Genomic DNA, 17442 nt, shown 5'->3' on the forward strand with positions numbered 1-17442 from the left:
TTATCCAACCATGGATTGGATGGCTTCTTTACCTGCTGCTAAGGCTTGGTCCATCGCTGCTGGATCTTTACCACCAGCTTGTGCCATATCTGGACGGCCACCGCCATTACCACCAGCCGCTTGGGCTGCTGCTTTTACAATGTTACCGCAATGGATACCTTTCCCTACTACGTCTTTCGTAGCCATGCAGACGAAGTTTACTTTATCGCCACCAGCAGCTCCTAAAAGAACAACGCCAGAACCGATTTTATCGCGAACCATATCTGCCATATCGCGCAATTCACCCATGTCGGATACTGGAACAGATGCGACCACAGCTGTTACATCGCCTACTGTAAATTGACCTGCTAAGACACCATCAAGATTACCGCTGTTCAATTCTTTTTTCACTTGATCTAGCTCACGTTCTACAGCTTTTGCATGGTCCAGTACCTGTTGTACTTTGCCTACCACTTCTTGTGGTTTTGCTTTTACAAGAGTTGCTATAGATTTTAACGTATGTTCTTCTTGTTGTGCTAAAGCTAAAGCTGCTTTACCTGTCACCGCTTCGATACGGCGCACGCCAGAACCGATACCACCTTCAGAAGTAATACGGAATTGACCGATAAATCCTGTATTTTCTACGTGAGAGCCGCCACACAATTCGATGGAGAATTCTGGTACAGATACGACACGTACTTCGGAGCCATATTTTTCACCGAACAACGCCATAGCGCCTTTTGCTTTCGCTGCATCGATGGACATCGTTTCTACTTCCAATGTGGAGGCACGAAGAACTTGTTCATTTACCAGGTTCGTAATCGTTTGTAATTCTTCTGCCGTCACAGGAGAGAAGTGTGTAAAGTCAAAACGCAAGTAGTCTGGCGTTACCAAAGAGCCAGCTTGGTTGACATGTGTACCCAATACGGAGCGCAAAGCAGCATGTAATAAATGCGTCGCTGTATGGTTACGTGCCATATGTTGACGGCGCTCTACATCCACTGCAAACGTAACTTCGTCATTCACAGAAATGCTACCTTCTACCACTGTACCAATATGGTACGTAGTGCCTTCTGGTAATTTTTTCGCTGTATGTACTTCTACTTTACCCAATGGACCTACGATGAAGCCAGTGTCACCTAATTGTCCGCCTCCTTCTGCATGGAATGGAGTCGTTTTTACGATAATGGTTACATCCTGTCCATCTTCAGCGCGATCGATAGCTTTTGCCCCTTCACCGATTAATAAGACGGTGGATGCTGTGGCACTTTCATCGTCAGAAATATGTTCATTGGATAAGTGCGTAATATCTGGAGTTGCTACTTTTGCATCTACATCTTCACGAGCTTCACGAGCCCGGGTACGTTGTTCATTCATGGCAGCTTCAAAACCAGCTTGGTCGATCGTGAAACCTGCTTCGTGCGCAATTTCTTCTGTCAATTCCCATGGGAATCCGTAAGTATCATATAATTTGAATACATCTTGACCAGGTACGGTAGTCGTACCATCAGCTTTTAATGTATCCAACAATTGGCTCAACATATCAAGGCCAGATGCCAAAGTTTGGTTAAATCGTTCTTCTTCATTCGCTACCACACGTTTTACGAAGTCTTGTTTTTCCACAATGTTCGTGATAGCTCCACCTAAGATATCTACTACGATATCTACTAATGGTACCAAGAATGGTCCTTGAATGCCTAATAGACGACCATGACGAACAGCACGACGTAAAATACGACGAAGTACATATCCACGGCCTTCATTAGATGGTAACACACCATCTGCAATCAATGCTACAATGGCACGAATATGGTCGGCAATAACTTTCAAAGAAATATCTGTATTCGCATCTGTATGATACGTAACACCCGCTTTTTTCGCTGTGGCTTCGATGATTGGGAAAATCAAGTCTGTTTCAAAGTTACTTTCTTTGTTTTGCAACACAGATGCCAAACGTTCTAAACCAGCGCCAGTATCGATATTTTTCTTAGCCAATGGTTCGTATGTACCTTCTGCAGTACGGTTGAATTGCGTGAACACAAGGTTCCAAATTTCAAGGAAACGATCACAATCACAACCTGGCGCACAGTTTGGATCGTCGCAACCACGTTCTGGTCCTAAGTCAAAGAAAATCTCGCTATCTGGACCGCATGGACCTTCGCCGATTTCCCAGAAATTATCTTCTAGACGGCTAATATGACTATCTGGCAAGCCGATTTCATTATGCCAAGTGTCATATGCTTCTTGGTCATCTGGATATACAGTGACATATAATTTTTCTTTGTCCAATTTGATAACTTCTGTTAAGAATTCCCATGCCCAATGGATGGCTTCTTTCTTGAAATAGTCACCAAAAGAGAAGTTCCCCAACATTTCAAAGAATGTATGATGACGCGCTGTACGTCCTACGTTTTCAATATCACCTGTACGAATTGACTTTTGGCTTGTCGTAATTCGTGTACAAGGTGGCACTAATTTACCTGTAAAAAATGGTTTTAAAGGCGCCATACCCGCACCGATTAATAACAAAGATGGGTCGTTATCTGGAACAAGAGAATAACTCTCTTGTTTTAAATGTCCTTTACTTTCAAAAAAATTCAAATACGCTTGGCGTAATTCATTTCCTGTCATGGTTTCCCTCCTAAAATTGTCTATTGCCTTTATTATACCACAGATTTTGATGAAAGTATGCATTTAGGTACGGTCATTGACTTATATATGATTCCGATACTTTCAATACTGATGTTATATTGTATTACTATCTACACTTCACTAAATTCACAAAAAATGTAATGACATACAGTCCAATAGCTGTAAGTACAATCGTACCTCCTGGTGCAAAGTCTAACCAAAAGGCGCTACATAGTCCGCCAACAACGGATAACACTGAATATACGGTGGCGATACCCCAAGTTTCTTTAAAACCTCGTTTCCATAAATGAGCAGAGGCAACAGGAACTATCATCAACGCACTAATTAATAAAATCCCTACTACGGTCATCCCCATCACAACGACCAAGGCTGTTAAGATGGCAAAGATCATGTTCACACGATTCACATTGATACCTACGGTGCGAGCAATTTCCTCGTCAAAGGAGGTAAGCATTAAAGAGTGATACACAAATTTCATGATAACACCCACTACTATCGCCACTGCACCAATGCCATAGATATCTGTCATAGTGACCGTCAAAATACTGCCAAATAAGAAGTTCAATAGACCCGTACTAGGCATTTTTACCATCGTGGAAAATACGATAGCCAACGCTAAGCCTGCATAAAAGAATAATGCCATTATCATATCTGCATATTGTTTTTGGTAGCGGCGCACGAGTTCTATTCCCATCGCAGAAAGTACCGTCAATATAACAGCACCTAATGGAGGGTATACTTTCAGTAAGGATGCCCCCGTTACACCGGCGAAAGCAATATGCCCTAAGCCATCGCCGAGCATGGATTGTCGTTTGATAACGATGAACATACCGATTAAGGGACACATGAGCGCCACGACGAGGCCTGCTAAAAAGGCACGTTGCATAAATGTATAGGATAAAATGTCCATCTTAACCTCCTAAATGCCATGCCAAACGAGAGCCCTGATGACTTTCCATAAAGCCTTTGCAAGGCCCATAGTAACAAGCATGTCCATCCACACATAAAATTGTATCTGCCACTTCCACGGCCTCCGTCACATCATGAGTAACCATAATGACGGTAATATTTTCTTGTTGTAAGGAGCGCAATACTTCATAAATTTTCTTACTTGTTTCGTAATCAATGCCACTTGTGGGCTCATCCAACAAGATATAGTTCGGTTTCCGTGCTAAGGCTTGAGCTAACATGACACGTTGTTGTTGACCTCCACTGAGTTCTCCAATGCGGCGTTTCAAGAAATCTTGCATGCCCACCAATTCCAAAGCATCCAAGATGCGTCCTTTTCTATCTTCCTTCGGTACGTGAAATAAAGCGAGTCCCACTACCTCTTCTACGGTAGCTGGAAATTGGGCTGCATTCTTGTTATAAATTTGTGGCACTAAGTGAATGAGTCCTTTCATTTGTGCTTCTTTCGGACTAATGCCGTCTAAGCAAAGATGACCTGCTGTCGGTTCTAATAGTCCTGCTACCATACGAAGCCAGGTGGTTTTCCCAGATCCATTAGGTCCCACCACCAGTACAAACTCACCTTTGGGAATAGTGATCGTCATATTATGGATAACCGTCTGAGATCCATAGGAAAATTGTACATCTTGTATGTGAATGCCTGCGTGCGTCATAGTTAACTCCTTTATATTTCCACTTATCGCATATATGGCAAAAGCTGTAATGACAGTATCATTACAGCTTGTGTGTTATAGGACGCGTTTTGCCCCCCTGTAACGTGGTCCCCAGTAGCTATCATCAATATCTGCTACGGCTACACCACTGCTAGATGTGGCACTGATGAATTGTCCATCACCGATGTAAATACCAGAATGGGAAATCCCTGGTTCATAGGTTTCAAAGAACACTAAATCACCTGGTTGTAGGTTATTTTTTTCTACTTTTTTACCCACTGTATACTGTTCGTCAGCTTGGCGCGGCATATCAAAGCCTATCTTTTGGAATACATATCGAATATATCCAGAGCAATCAAATCCCGCTGGTGTAGTGCCTCCAAATTTATAAGGCACGCCCGTAAATGTATTCGCATAGGTCAAAATCTCTTTCACATTGCCAGATATAGGTTGATGTCCAATCTCTAAGCCTTTGTATGTTTTGCCTTTCTTTTTGAAAGTCAACCCTTGTGGGGCAGAGCTTTTGTCTTTTTTATGCTTTAACGTAGATGTGATAGCTGTAGATTCTCTACTTGGATCGATATGGGACAATAGTAGCGCATCTTTTTCAGAAATTTCTTTCTTTTTAGACACCGTTTTCGTTGTCGCCGGCAGTGGTTTACCCATCAATTTTTTATAGGTCACTGCCCCTAATATACCGTCCACTGTTAATCCATTATCTTTTTGGAATAATCTAACAGCCCACTTTGTATTTGCATCATATTCGCTAGTTTCCCTAGCTTTATAACCAGCAGCGATGAGTTTTTTTTGAATTCCAAGAATTTCATTGCCTGTATCGCCATATTGGTAAGCTCCGTGTACACTAGTACCTAAAAAGCCTACTAATAGAGCGACTGCCAGGTATTGTTTCTTTTTACTCGTCATAGGACTCCTCTCTTATATACGATTATTTGTCTTCTATGTGACAGTTTATAGTGTCTTTCACCCAATATAACGGTCGTTGTTTAACCTCTTCAAAAATTCGTCCTACATACTCTCCTATAATACCAATGCCTACCAGTTGTACACCACCTAGGAAGAAGATAGCCACCCCTAGGGTAGACCAACCACTGATAACATTGTCAGAGAAGAAGTGAACAAACAATATGTGTCCGATCATAATCAGGCTTAATAGTCCGCATAGCAAGCCGATATATAAGGCTAAACGCAAGGGTACTCTAGAAAATGCTGTAATGCCGTCTAACGCAAAGCGCATCATTTTTTTTACACTAAATTTAGAAGTGCCTGCAAAGCGTGGGGGTGCTACGAAGTGAAATTCATGTTGCACGAACCCCAAGTCGCCTACAATGCCCCGCAAAAATCTGCCATGTTCACGAAAGTTTTTCAATGTTTCTAAGGATTTTCGATTCATCAAACGAAAATCCGAACCACCTTCCACGATAGGAACATTGGCTAATTTGTTAAGCACTTTGTAATAGTATTTCGATGTAAAAGCTTTTGCCCAACTAGCATCTTCTGTGGAATCACGAATGGTACGTACTACATCTGCACCTGCTTCCCAATGTTTGACTAGTTCTGGAATCAACTCTGGTGGATGTTGCATATCTCCATCCATAGTGATTACCGCATCACCTTGAGCGTAATCTAATCCACAGGTCAAGGCTAATTGATGACCAAAGTTTCTTGCCAATAACAGCACTTTTACTTTTGGATCTTGATTACCAATATATCGTAGCATGCCTGCACTATCATCACTGGACCCATCATCGACGAAAATAATTTCATGGTCATAGTCAAGTGTTTGCAATACATCTTTGACTGTAGTATAAAATTTTTGAATATTATCTTCCTCATTAAATACGGGAACAACAATTGACAGTAACATAGCTCCTCCTTATGATCTTTACCTATCTATTTTACAGGATTGAGACTTGTTTTGCAAACTCCGCTGTATATGGCGTTCTTTCCCTACTTTCGTACCTAGAACGTAAGGAGCGAACGCCATACACTTCTCCACAAATTTACGTTCCACTGAGAGTGCTACGCTGTATATGGCGTTCTTTCCCCGCTTTCGTGCCTAGAACGTAAGGAGCGAACGCCATACACTTCTCCACAAATTTACATTCCACTGAGATTTGCTCCGAAGTGTATGGCGTTCTTATATTTATATATGGCTATGCACTTGCTTCATGAAATCAGACATAATAGCTACGCCAGTAAAAAAATGTTGCAAGCATTGTTGGTAATTGTGCTCGTGGATACCTCCTAATGCAATACCTTGTACATGAGGATATTCAGCTTGGATCTGTTGTAACAGTTTTTTCCCTCGGCTAACGCCAATACCAGGATGTCCTGTTTTACATGGTGTGGGAAAGATGGGACTGATTAAGACGTACTCCAAATTAGGGATTCCTAGGGATGTTAACAACTTGATATCGTCTTCGTTGTGGACGGTACTCCACATAGTTATGTCCTGAAAATGTTGTTGCAAGGTAATCCATAGTTCTTCTTGTTCGGATTGCCAATGACGTATTAGATTGGTAGGCATATGGATTCGTGGTTGTCTGTTTAAGATAATCTCTAATTGTGCCCGGGTAGTAATTGCTTTTCCATGGTATACCACGGTACTACCTATGGAATCGCAGAGATGGAGATACTCCTTAAAGGGTAAATCAGTGTCACGGCACAGGGTGTACAGACTGCTGTGATTTCTCATCCAGTTGTCTGGTTCAGCACTATCTGCCCTCGCATCAGGCAATTTAGTACTATGAAGATTCACTTTTACTGTAGATCTATATGCTCTACGTATATTATACGGTAAACTACTTTCTTCTGTATGATTAATACAATGTCTGCCATACTTTTGTAATCTTTCTATACCCCTAGACAGTGCTGCACCATATGTTGTTAAGCTAATGTCATCTTTCAGTAGCTGGCGATTTGTAATCAACACTAAGGTGTCTATAGATGGGCTATTTTTCTTCATAGAGCACATCGATATAATCACTCATCACCACTTGCATGCCTAAGGCTTTCACATCTTCCATAGCTTCCGCTACGGTTCTACTGTCAGCAATTTCAAATTGTGCATCCCCTTCTTCTTGTTTCTTTTCTTCTGAGGAATGTTCACCAATACCTGTGCTGACACCTGCTGACAATTTCGTTGCTGCTAATGGTAGGACCCCGTTACGGAACCTGGCTGTTTCTCTAGTGGAAATCGTAATATTTGCATAGGGTAGGAATAAGCGATACGCCAAGATGACTTGCAATAATTGAGCTTCTCCTACGTCCCCTGCATTGATGGTGTCATCATTAACGATAGGGCGTAGGCGCGGGCAAGAAATACTAATTTCTCCATGCGGATAGGTACGTTGTAACAAATGAGCATGCAAAGCCGTGGCAAAGGCATCTTTTCGGAAATCATCCAATCCCAATAAGGCTGCTAGTCCTACTCCACGCATTCCTCCTCGTAAAGCTCGTTCCTGTGTTTCTAATCGATATGGAAAGATGCTTTTATTCCCTAACAAATGCAGTGTTTTATAGTTTTCCCAATTATACGTTTCTTGGAATACGGTCACATAATCACAACCGCATTCTCGTAGATATGCATAATCATCTACATTGGCAGGGTAAATTTCTACGCCCACTACCTTAAAATATTTCTTTGCTAATTCACAGGCACGACCAATGTAAGAAATCGGACTATGGCGTTCACTTTCCCCAGTCAAAATTAAAATATCCTGTAATCCTGTTTTGGCAATATTTTTTAATTCTTCTTCAATACCTGCTTCATCTAACTTCGCCCGATGGATCTGATTTTTACAGTTGAAGCCACAATACACGCATAGGTTATCACAATAATTTGAAATATATAGCGGTGTAAACAAATATACAGAATTACCAAAGTATCTTGTTCTTACGGCTTTCGCTTTCTCCGCCAAGTCTTCTAAAAAAGGCTCTGCTGCAGGAGATAATAAAATTTTCAGTCCTTCTAAATCAATAGTATCTTCTTGCAACACACGGCGTACATCATCTGCTGTATAGTGATCGTACGTATATTGTTCACGTTCTTGTAACACTGTTTCTAAAATGGGACTTTCAATTTGATCCATATGGGGGCGATATTTCCAACATGGATCGTCTATATGGTATCTGGTGGTACTAGACATGGCTATTCCTTTCCTATTATCTCAAAAATCCAGTCAACGGAGATGAAGCGCTACCACCGGTTTCAAGAGTTGGCCCTAATTTTGACAAATATGCCAATCGTCCTGCTTGGATGGCTAAACCAAAGGCTTTCGCCATACCTCGAATATGACCTGCCGAGGCTACGGCTGTATTTGCCATGATTGCAGCTACGCCCATTTCCATAGCTTCTGCTGCTTGGGATGGAGCACCAATACCAGCATCTACGATGATAGGCAAATCAATTTCATTCACTAAAATTTTGATAAATTCCTTTGTCTGCAATCCACGATTAGATCCAATAGGTGCCGCTAAAGGCATCACCGCAGCGGCTCCAGCATTCACCAAATCACGAGCTACTTCTAAATCTGGATACATGTATGGCATAACAATGAATCCTTCTCTTGCTAATATTTCTGTAGCTTTAATGGTCTCCCCATTATGTGGCAATAAATATTTTGAATCTTTCATGATTTCTACTTTTACAAAATCTCCACAACCTGTAGCACGTGATAATCTAGCAATGCGTACCGCTTCTTCTGCATCTCTGGCACCGCTTGTGTTAGGAATTAAGATGGTATCCTTTGGAATAGCATCTAGGATATTTTCCACTTCTCCACCTACCGCACGACGTAGAGCTAAGGTAATCATTTCTGCGCCCGCTTCTTCTAGGACAGCCTCGATTAAGTCGATAGAAAATTTTCCAGACCCCAAGATAAATCGAGAATGCAATGTATGTCCCCCTAAGGTCCATGTATCTTGTGTTTCCATATCTTTCACTGAAAGTGTCATAGGTTCCTCCTTAATCAATATCTTCTCCATGTAATAGTTGAATCACAGCATTTGCCATATGTCCGGCACAAACCATGACACGAGCGGCAGTAATTTTTCCGATAGAATCGATATCGCTCACACCATCACCGCATAAATACCAACGATGATGTCTTCGTTCACGGCGGATACCATTACTATCGCCCCAACCTGCCATACCGGAACAGCCTACCAATAAAGGCTCTGCTGGATGGGTCAAAATAACTTCTGTCATCCACGCTTTTGTGACAGCCTTGTCCACTGCTTCTACGACCATGTCATAGCCATCGATTAATTCAGATAATCTTTCTGGTGTGAGGCATTCATTATGAACGATGACTTCACAGTTTGGATTCATCCGATTGAGGTGGCCTTTCATAGCCTCTACTTTTAAAACTCCTACATCATTCACGTCATAGTATTGACGGCCTAGATTACTCTCATCCACAACGTCGAAGTCTACGATTTCTAACTGACCAATTCCAGCACGGCACAATGCCACTGCCACATGGGAGCCAACACCACCCACACCGATAAGCAGAACTTTTTTATCTTGTAAAGATACCATTTAGCCACCTCCTACAAAGGTTACTACTTCCATTGTGTCTGCAGGACTCACACGAGTGGATTCCCAATCCGCTTTGGAAAGGATTTTGCCATTATACTCCACAACAATGCGATCCATACGAAACGCTAAAGCTTCTAGTACTTCCTGTACCGTTTGCCCTTCATAATTATAAGTACTTCCGTTGACTTTCATAGTATCCTCCTAACTATAGCGTATGCTATATACCTATTTCAAACTAGTATCATGCCAATTGCTAATCATGCTTCCTTCACCACATACTAGTATAAAAAAACAGCACGAAAAACCATACCCGCGGTGGTATGCCCCTTCATGCTGTAGCACTCTATCGTCTCACTATTCTGTTCCACTTGTGCATCCATTTCGATGTACCTTTATTCTGTACCCCTATACGATAGACCATCCCATGAAAGATACAAAAAAAGGACATCCTGTTGGATGTCCTCAGTATGACGAATCAAACTTATCCTACGTTGGCATTATCCAAATCAGGTTATGGGTCAAAACTTTCGTTTACTCTCAGCCAGTAGGCTCCCCAAAGTTCTCTTTCAGTATACGCTGATACAGCTCAATTTGCAAGCCTAAGTATCAACAATTTTTATCGTCTCCGTGCAGACACAGAGGCATAATTTTTAATCACAACGATAGGTGTCATTTGGCTATCATTGCCAAATGGATTATCGATTAAAATCTGCGCAATTTGCTGCGGTTTCAATCCACGACTATGGCCTAAGATAGCTGCTCGTTTTAAATCATTCACGTCCGCTACACAAGCCCCATAGGCTCCTGTGGCTTTCATAATAGCATCCGCTACTGCATGTGGTTGTTTTGGTCCATATACAATGCATTTATCAAAAGGAGGCATGGTGCCTGTCACATCATCTGTTAAAGATGCAGTCCGTGCCATTTGATAGAATACGCCAGATTTTTTAAACACTTTAGCTACGGCTCCGCAGAGGAAGGCAAACATCATTTTCCATTCCCCTTCTTTATCCATAGCTGCTTGCATACCATACACAGATGCCATAGATCCATCAGGATGGATAAAGCGATTTAAAAATTTAGCCTGCCAAGATACTTTTAAATCTTCTGGTCGTGTAAACTCCCCTTGCGTGATAGCCACGACGGATTCTGCTACGCACACAATATCTTCTGGTCCAATATAAGGACCTGCAAATTCTACGATAGCCTCTACGATATCATCTTTGTTCGTTAAAATGCGCGTAGGGATTGGTAAAAGTTCTAATTCTGCCATAATGTACCTCCTATTTACGCATTGCTACTTCTAACTCTTCTGCAGTTAGAGTAATTCTAGTTTTTGAAATACGGTACGCCTCGCGACCTACCACTTGATGGTAAATATCGATAGGCATGTCTGGGAATCCCACTAAGTCTTTACGAATGTTACCACTATTAGCCGTCATCACTAGACGCAAACGAATCGTACTGCCTTGTCGTTGTTTATAGACTAACGCTTCCCAATAGCCATCATGACGTTCTGCTTTTGCATCGGTCAACCAGGATTGAATTCGCACATTGTCAAATTGTTCTTGTGGCAATAAATGACGAGGGAACATATCCATGATGGTTCCATATTGTTTGCCTCTGTTCACAAATGGAATATCCGTAGATAACACTACTTGATCAAAACTAATGTCTTCTACCACAAATGGAGTGCGACGTTTCACCAAGATTACAATGTCTTCATTGCCTTGGCACCATGCAAATATGCGGTAGGCAATATAAATGATAGCAATGATACAGGCTATCCACACTAGGGTATCTATTAATGTGTAAATATACATAATTCCTCCTAAAGAGTAATGAGCTTAGCTTCTAAGCTAGTATCTTTGAAAATATCTTGTACGATAGGAGTCACTCGATCTGCATGACTCGTGACACAAACTTGTATCGTTCCTATTCGACCACTTGTTTGTTCTAAATCTTCTCCGTACAAAATAGCTCCTACTGCATCGGATGTTTCCCACGCAGGATCTACAAAGCAAATTCGATTATCCGTCAACTCTCGCAATACAGGTTCTACTAAAGGATAATGGGTGCAACCTAAAATGGCCACTTCCACATTTGCCTCTACCAAAGGCTGTACATATTCTTTTGCACAATGTCGTAAAACCGCATCATCTAAATGGCCTTCCTCAATGCAGGCTGCCAAGTCTTTACAACCTTGTTCTACCACTTTCACATGGGGTTTTAAGCTATGTACCGCATCCATATGTTTATGACTATTGATGGTCGCTACCGTAGCCATAATACCTAAAGGGCCTTTTCGTTTCTGTTTCACTTTGATGCGTAGTGCATCATGAATCCCCTGCGACATCCCCACAATAGGTACATCAAATCGTTTGGATAGCTTATCCAAGGCTACTACAGAAAATGTATTACAAGCGATGACGATCAGTTTCACTGGCTGTGCCACTAAAAACTCTGCAATCTTCGTTGCAATGCTTTCAATTTCCTCAATGGGTCTATTGCCTACTGGATTGTTAGCGCTATCTCCGACGTAAATAAAATCTTCTTCTGGAAATTCTTGGTTAAGCACAGATAATACAGACAATCCACCGATGCCAGAGTCGAATACTCCAATAGGTAATTCTTTCTGTATGGGCGTCATTCCCTACTCCTCCTCTGCTACGGCTTTCATAGGTTTAAAAAATACGTCTGGCAAACGAATTATTTTACCGGTTTCCTTAGAGGTAAACACATTTTGTGTCTCTCCAGTACATATCAGAGCACCATCACTTTCACGAATAATCCGATATGTAAAAGTACATTGAGCCCGCGATAAAGAAGCCACTGTTAACTCTACCCGCAATACATCATCAAAACGTGCTACTTCCTTATATTCACAACTCACTTTTGTGATAGGAAATACGATGCCCTCTTGCATCATGTCCCATAGACTAATGCCACAACGGCGGAAATATTCAATTCTTCCCATTTCAAACCATCGCAAATGATTCGTATGATGGGCAATCTCCATCATGTCCGTTTCGTAAAAGCGGACGCGCAATGATGTAGAAATCATCGTATACTACCTTTCCTATGCAATAAGAGGCTCCAAGGAGCCCCTTCTACTACTTAATCAATTGATCCGATTGGCACAAATTTTTGTGCTTGCTCTTTATGAGAAGCCTTAATATAGCGATTGGCTACTTTCATAGCAATAGCTAAAACAGCTACATCATCTACCCAGCCAAGACCTGGTATACTATCTGGAATGAAATCGATAGGTAAAATTAAATATCCCAGAGCCCCAGCTATAACAGCTTTCACAAATTTTGGTGTGTCATTATCACGTAAACAATAATATAACATAACTGCTTTTCGTGCAAACATAATATTACGGCCCATACGATTTACAGTAGACATAAAGGCATCAGATGTAAATGTTTTTCCATACTTAAGGATTTGTAAGATATTCATAGTGATGACCTCTCTGATTATTGTTTGAACTTATCTTTTGCTTGTTCTGCTAAATCGACGGCTTTTTCTTTTGTTTGTTCCGCTAATTCTACGGCTGTTTCCTTCACAACTTCTGCTTTTTCACGAATGTCTTGTACAGCTTCTTGTGCTTGGTCAATCGCTTTGGCTGTTAATTCAGAAGCTTTTTCTTCTACTTGCTGTAGTGTTGGCTCTACTGCCTCTTTTACTTGCTGTAATTTCGGCTCTACCTTTTCTTTTACTTGTTGTAGTTTTGGTTCTACCACTTCTTTTACATCTTGCATAACAGCTGTGGCTTTTTCCACCACTGGTTCTACTTTAGTTTGTAAGGAATCATTTAATGTTTGTCGCACCGTATCTGCTTTTTCATAAGCTGCTTTTGTATATACACTTGCTTTAGATGCTGATGTACCTGCTACAGCACCTGTTAAGGACAACGCTTCCGTAGCTAAAATTTTAAGTAAAGAGCCTACGCCTTTTGCAGCATGACGAGCATTATCTAATAATTCTTCATTACCACTTTTCTCTAATGTGTCTTTTACCGTAGCTGCCAAGATGGATACTGCTCCTACTGCTAAATCTTTTACAGCACTTACATTAGCCAACAAATCAGATCCAACAAAAGAACCTGCAAAGCCTTTGGCACTTGCTAAATAATCATTACCAGACACCTGCACATCATCTAAGAAATCTACAGTTTCATTACCCAACGGCTTATCCCGAAGTGGTGTATTCGCCAATGTGATGACTGTTTCTTTATTATGTTCATAAATTTCCACCAAACGTTGGCGATAACTTTCAAAGTTAGGACATGCTGGCATGCCTTCTTCGATCCATTGTGCCGCTATTTTACCAACGCCGTAAGTGATGGCTGCTGCTACTGGCACACGAAGAATCACTGTTGGCACGATGGTACACACTAAGGCTGCTACAGCGCTGCCACCAAGGCCCACTAAAAAGCTAGTCACACCCTCTTTGGCAGGACATACACCATAGGCTTGAGCGATACGGCTCACCATATATACGTCATTGGCCAATAATCCAGCATATGTAAAACTTGGCAATGCTGCAATTCCTGCTGCACGAGCTGCTGCCCAACGACAAATTGTTTCTACTTCTTCTTGTACATTCGTTGCTTGAGCAAGTGTTTCATTATTGTATTCCAACTGTTCCATATTTGTCTCCTATACTTACCACAAAACATTTAAGTGTAAATGTACTGATTACCCTTATTGTATCAAATTTCGCCATGAATTACCAACTTGTTAATCCACCATCTACCGTCCACGCTGCTCCCGTCACAAAAGAGGCTTTCTCACTGATTAGAAAAGCAATGACTTCTCCTACTTCTTTTGGTTGCGCAATCCGTCCTAATGGATAATGTAACGCCATTTCTACCTTAGCTTTCACAATATCCCCAGAAGGTTCATTGGCTAATTGTTTTGCCACTAATGAAGTGTCTACATCACCAGGACATACACAATTAACACGAACACGATGAGGTGCCATTTCTAAGGATAGGGATTTCGTAAAACTCACTACAGCCCCTTTGGATGCTCCGTACACAGTGCACGCCACATTACCTTGTAGTCCTGCATCACTTGATATGGTCACAATACTACCATGCACTTGTTTCAAGTACGGCGCTGCGGCTTGGCATAAAAAAACGGTGCCTTTTACATTGGTTCCGAACATCTCATCAAAGTTTTGCTCGTCCACATCTTCCAATAGTCGCTCTTCATAGTAACCAGCTGCCGTTACCAAAGCATTCAAATTACCAAATAGGCGCACTGTATCTTCTACAATACGACGGCAATTCATAACTTTGCTTACATCGCCTTGTACAAATCGTACTTTTGAGGAAATACGGCGTAATTTGACTACCGCTTCTTGTCCATCCCATTCATTGCGACCATTGATGACAACACACCAACCTTGCTTTAGCAGTAATTCCGCAGTAGCAAACCCGATACCCGATGTGCCGCCACTGATTAATGCTACTTGATTATCACTAAACTTTTGCATAATCACTCCTACTATATAATTCCCAGTGAAAGTAAATAGTCATAGGACAATTTCATTAACATCGTCAAAGACATGGCGATAAATAAAAATCGCACTAGTCCAGCACCTTTCACCATAGCTAACTTAGATCCCGTAGTAGCGCCAATAATTTGTCCTGCTGCGACCGCGAGCCCATAGCCATAATTCACTTGATCCATATAGATGAACACTAGTAAGGACCCAAAGTTACTCACTGTGTTCAATACTTTGGCATTTCCTGATGCGCCTAAGAAATCGTAGCCCATAAACAAGAAATAGAATATTAAAAACATTCCTGTTCCAGGTCCTAGAAATCCATCATATAAACCGATGGCGATAGCCACCGCTATGTAAGCAAGTAGCTTCCATCCTGTTTTACGTTCTACTTGTGCTATGGCACCCCAATCTTTTTTGGTAAGCACCACAATGAATACAGCTAGCAATAATACAATGATAAGTGGTTTTAAAAATGTGCCTGGCACATAGACTGCTATATAAGCACCTACCATGGAGATAAGCAGAGTAAATGGCATAATCCATTTCACGAATGCCCAATCTACCAATTTGTTTCTGGCGAAGTTAATCATCGCTGTGCCAGATCCAAAAACGCTAGATAATTTATTGGTTCCTAAGCACATGGCTACCGGCATATTCGTCAGCATCAACGCTGGCAACGAAATCAGCCCTCCTCCACCTACAATAGAGTCAATAAACCCCGCTAGGGCTCCTGCAAAAAATAGTATAATACCTATGAGTAAATCGCCTTCCATAGTATGAGCCCTCCTCTCTTATATACATCACGTTGATGTCTGTTTCTATCTTCTAGTCTTCAATGCGAGGTAAAATTTTATTATATCCATCAGCGCCATAATTTAAACACCGTTTCACACGGCTTATCGTAGCTGTACTAGCTCCTGTTACTTCTACAATTTGGTCATATCCTGTACCCGCCTTTAACAGTCGTGCCACTTCTAAGCGTTGAGAAATGGATTTCAATTCTCCGATGGTACAAATATCTTCAAAAAATTCATAACATTCTTCTAGTGTTTCCAAAGACAAGACTGCCCGAAATAACTGGTCGTGCATTGGATTTTTAAGTTTTTGATTCAACCTTCTACTCCTTCATAATTCTATTCGGAATGTACTTTATTTCACTACTATTATACCATAGGAAATACTATACACATATCATAAATTCATCATTCTTATACAAAAAACAGAGGCCGTTGATGATAGTTCATCAACTAGCCTCTGTTTTATATTTCTTTGTTGCTTTTATTCACTTAGAATGCTGGGATAATGGATCCTTTGAATTCTTCTTGAATGAATTTGCGTACAGGTTCAGATTGGTAAATTTTCAACAGTTTTTGATATGTTTCATTATTTACATCTTCTGTGCGAACAGCCATTACATTAGCATATGGAGAATCTGTACTTTCCACTACAACAGCATCTTTTTGTGGGTTCAAACCTGCTGGAATTGCATAGTTTGTATTCACTGCTGCTACATCCACATCATTTAGGGAACGAGCAATTTGCGCTGCTTCTAATTCACGAATATCAATGTTTTTAGGATTGCTTGTAATATCTGCTACGGAAGATTTAACATTACCGCCATCTTTCAATGTAATTAAACCAGCTTGTTGTAATAATAATAAGGCACGACCACCATTGGTAGGATCGTTAGGAATCGCTACAGTAGCACCATTTGGTACATCTTTCAAATCTTTATATTTGTTAGAGTAAATCGCCATTGGTAATAAGATTGTTTTGCCGATAGATTGAATTTTCAAACCTTTATCTTTTACTGTGTTATCCAAGAATGGTTGATGTTGGAAAGAGTTCACATTCAATTCTTTTTGATCTAAGGCAATATTCGGTTGAATATAATCGCTGAACTCAACGATTTCGATGTTCAATCCTTGTTTTGCCGCTTCACCTTTTACAAATTCCATGACCTTTGCATGAGGACCTGCTGTTACACCTACTTTAATTGGTGCATCTGCTGCTGGTTTTGCTTCTTCTTTACCGCATCCTGCTAATAGTAACACTAAAGATGCAATGGCTAATAAGCCGACTAAAATACGCTTCATAATATCTCCT

The 17442-nt window shown here is 41.1% G+C and carries 20 protein-coding genes and 1 riboswitch; all 20 genes read right to left on the bottom strand.

The genetic code is table 11. The annotated features are described in order from the left end of the window. The 20 genes from alaS to EO121_RS04065 all read right to left on the bottom strand — a co-directional run bounded on the left by alaS (position 1) and on the right by EO121_RS04065 (position 17432). Positions 1–2610, bottom strand: a complete 2610-nt coding sequence (gene alaS, locus EO121_RS03970) for an alanine--tRNA ligase (RefSeq protein WP_127166195.1) — start codon at positions 2608–2610, stop codon at positions 1–3. 127 nt (positions 2611–2737) lie between these two features. After that, a complete protein-coding gene (locus EO121_RS03975; protein ID WP_127166197.1) occupies positions 2738–3541 on the bottom strand; it encodes a metal ABC transporter permease in 804 nt (267 codons plus the stop codon). A 1-nt stretch (position 3542) separates the two neighbouring features. After that, positions 3543–4253 carry a metal ABC transporter ATP-binding protein gene (locus EO121_RS03980; protein ID WP_127166199.1) on the bottom strand — a complete coding sequence of 237 codons (711 nt, stop codon included), beginning with the start codon at positions 4251–4253 and terminating at the stop codon, positions 3543–3545. A 75-nt stretch (positions 4254–4328) separates the two neighbouring features. Continuing rightward, positions 4329–5177, bottom strand: coding sequence for an NlpC/P60 family protein (locus tag EO121_RS03985; RefSeq protein WP_127166201.1), 849 nt, complete (start codon positions 5175–5177; stop codon positions 4329–4331). Between the two features lie 22 nt (positions 5178–5199). Next, entirely contained in the window at positions 5200–6138 is a 939-nt protein-coding gene (locus tag EO121_RS03990) for a glycosyltransferase family 2 protein (protein ID WP_009352941.1), read from the bottom strand. A gap of 279 nt (positions 6139–6417) precedes the next feature. Continuing rightward, positions 6418–7239 (bottom strand): thiamine phosphate synthase, encoded by an 822-nt coding sequence (locus EO121_RS03995; protein ID WP_164725858.1) that lies wholly within the window; start codon positions 7237–7239, stop codon positions 6418–6420. Continuing rightward, positions 7226–8365, bottom strand: coding sequence for a 2-iminoacetate synthase ThiH (gene thiH, locus EO121_RS04000; RefSeq protein WP_206168542.1), 1140 nt, complete (start codon positions 8363–8365; stop codon positions 7226–7228). The genes EO121_RS03995 and thiH overlap by 14 nt, the downstream gene beginning before the upstream one ends. 73 nt (positions 8366–8438) lie before the next feature. Beyond that, positions 8439–9209 carry a thiazole synthase gene (locus EO121_RS04005; RefSeq protein ID WP_127166256.1) on the bottom strand — a complete coding sequence of 257 codons (771 nt, stop codon included), beginning with the start codon at positions 9207–9209 and terminating at the stop codon, positions 8439–8441. A 31-nt stretch (positions 9210–9240) separates the two neighbouring features. Further along, complete coding sequence (thiF, locus tag EO121_RS04010) at positions 9241–9816, bottom strand: sulfur carrier protein ThiS adenylyltransferase ThiF (RefSeq protein WP_127162832.1); 576 nt, start codon at positions 9814–9816, stop codon at positions 9241–9243. Next, entirely contained in the window at positions 9817–10008 is a 192-nt protein-coding gene (gene thiS, locus EO121_RS04015) for a sulfur carrier protein ThiS (RefSeq protein ID WP_127166207.1), read from the bottom strand. A gap of 274 nt (positions 10009–10282) precedes the next feature. Then, a riboswitch (TPP riboswitch) is annotated at positions 10283–10382 on the bottom strand. Positions 10383–10432: 50 nt separating this feature from the next. Beyond that, on the bottom strand, positions 10433–11089 hold the full coding sequence (locus EO121_RS04020) for a coenzyme F420-0:L-glutamate ligase (protein ID WP_009352865.1): 657 nt from the start codon (positions 11087–11089) through the stop codon (positions 10433–10435). Between the two features lie 10 nt (positions 11090–11099). Then, positions 11100–11639, bottom strand: a complete 540-nt coding sequence (locus tag EO121_RS04025; RefSeq protein ID WP_127166208.1) for a hypothetical protein — start codon at positions 11637–11639, stop codon at positions 11100–11102. 8 nt (positions 11640–11647) lie between these two features. Beyond that, entirely contained in the window at positions 11648–12466 is an 819-nt protein-coding gene (murI, locus tag EO121_RS04030; RefSeq protein WP_127166210.1) for a glutamate racemase, read from the bottom strand. Positions 12467–12469: 3 nt separating this feature from the next. Next, positions 12470–12880 (bottom strand): thioesterase family protein, encoded by a 411-nt coding sequence (locus EO121_RS04035; RefSeq protein WP_127166212.1) that lies wholly within the window; start codon positions 12878–12880, stop codon positions 12470–12472. Positions 12881–12933: 53 nt separating this feature from the next. Continuing rightward, positions 12934–13278, bottom strand: coding sequence for a YkvA family protein (locus EO121_RS04040; RefSeq protein ID WP_127166214.1), 345 nt, complete (start codon positions 13276–13278; stop codon positions 12934–12936). 17 nt (positions 13279–13295) lie between these two features. Next, positions 13296–14471: a hypothetical protein gene (locus EO121_RS04045; protein WP_127166216.1), complete on the bottom strand. Its 1176-nt coding sequence runs from the start codon at positions 14469–14471 to the stop codon at positions 13296–13298. Positions 14472–14550: 79 nt separating this feature from the next. Then, positions 14551–15321: an SDR family NAD(P)-dependent oxidoreductase gene (locus EO121_RS04050; RefSeq protein ID WP_127166218.1), complete on the bottom strand. Its 771-nt coding sequence runs from the start codon at positions 15319–15321 to the stop codon at positions 14551–14553. 11 nt (positions 15322–15332) lie between these two features. Next, complete coding sequence (locus EO121_RS04055; protein WP_127160385.1) at positions 15333–16109, bottom strand: TSUP family transporter; 777 nt, start codon at positions 16107–16109, stop codon at positions 15333–15335. Between the two features lie 52 nt (positions 16110–16161). Beyond that, positions 16162–16425 (bottom strand): YerC/YecD family TrpR-related protein, encoded by a 264-nt coding sequence (locus EO121_RS04060; RefSeq protein ID WP_127166258.1) that lies wholly within the window; start codon positions 16423–16425, stop codon positions 16162–16164. Between the two features lie 197 nt (positions 16426–16622). Beyond that, positions 16623–17432: a MetQ/NlpA family ABC transporter substrate-binding protein gene (locus EO121_RS04065; protein WP_127166220.1), complete on the bottom strand. Its 810-nt coding sequence runs from the start codon at positions 17430–17432 to the stop codon at positions 16623–16625. Positions 17433–17442: the final 10 nt, after the last annotated feature.

Origin of the sequence: Veillonella sp. CHU732 (assembly GCF_003992085.1) — a bacterium.
Lineage (GTDB): Bacteria > Bacillota > Negativicutes > Veillonellales > Veillonellaceae > F0422.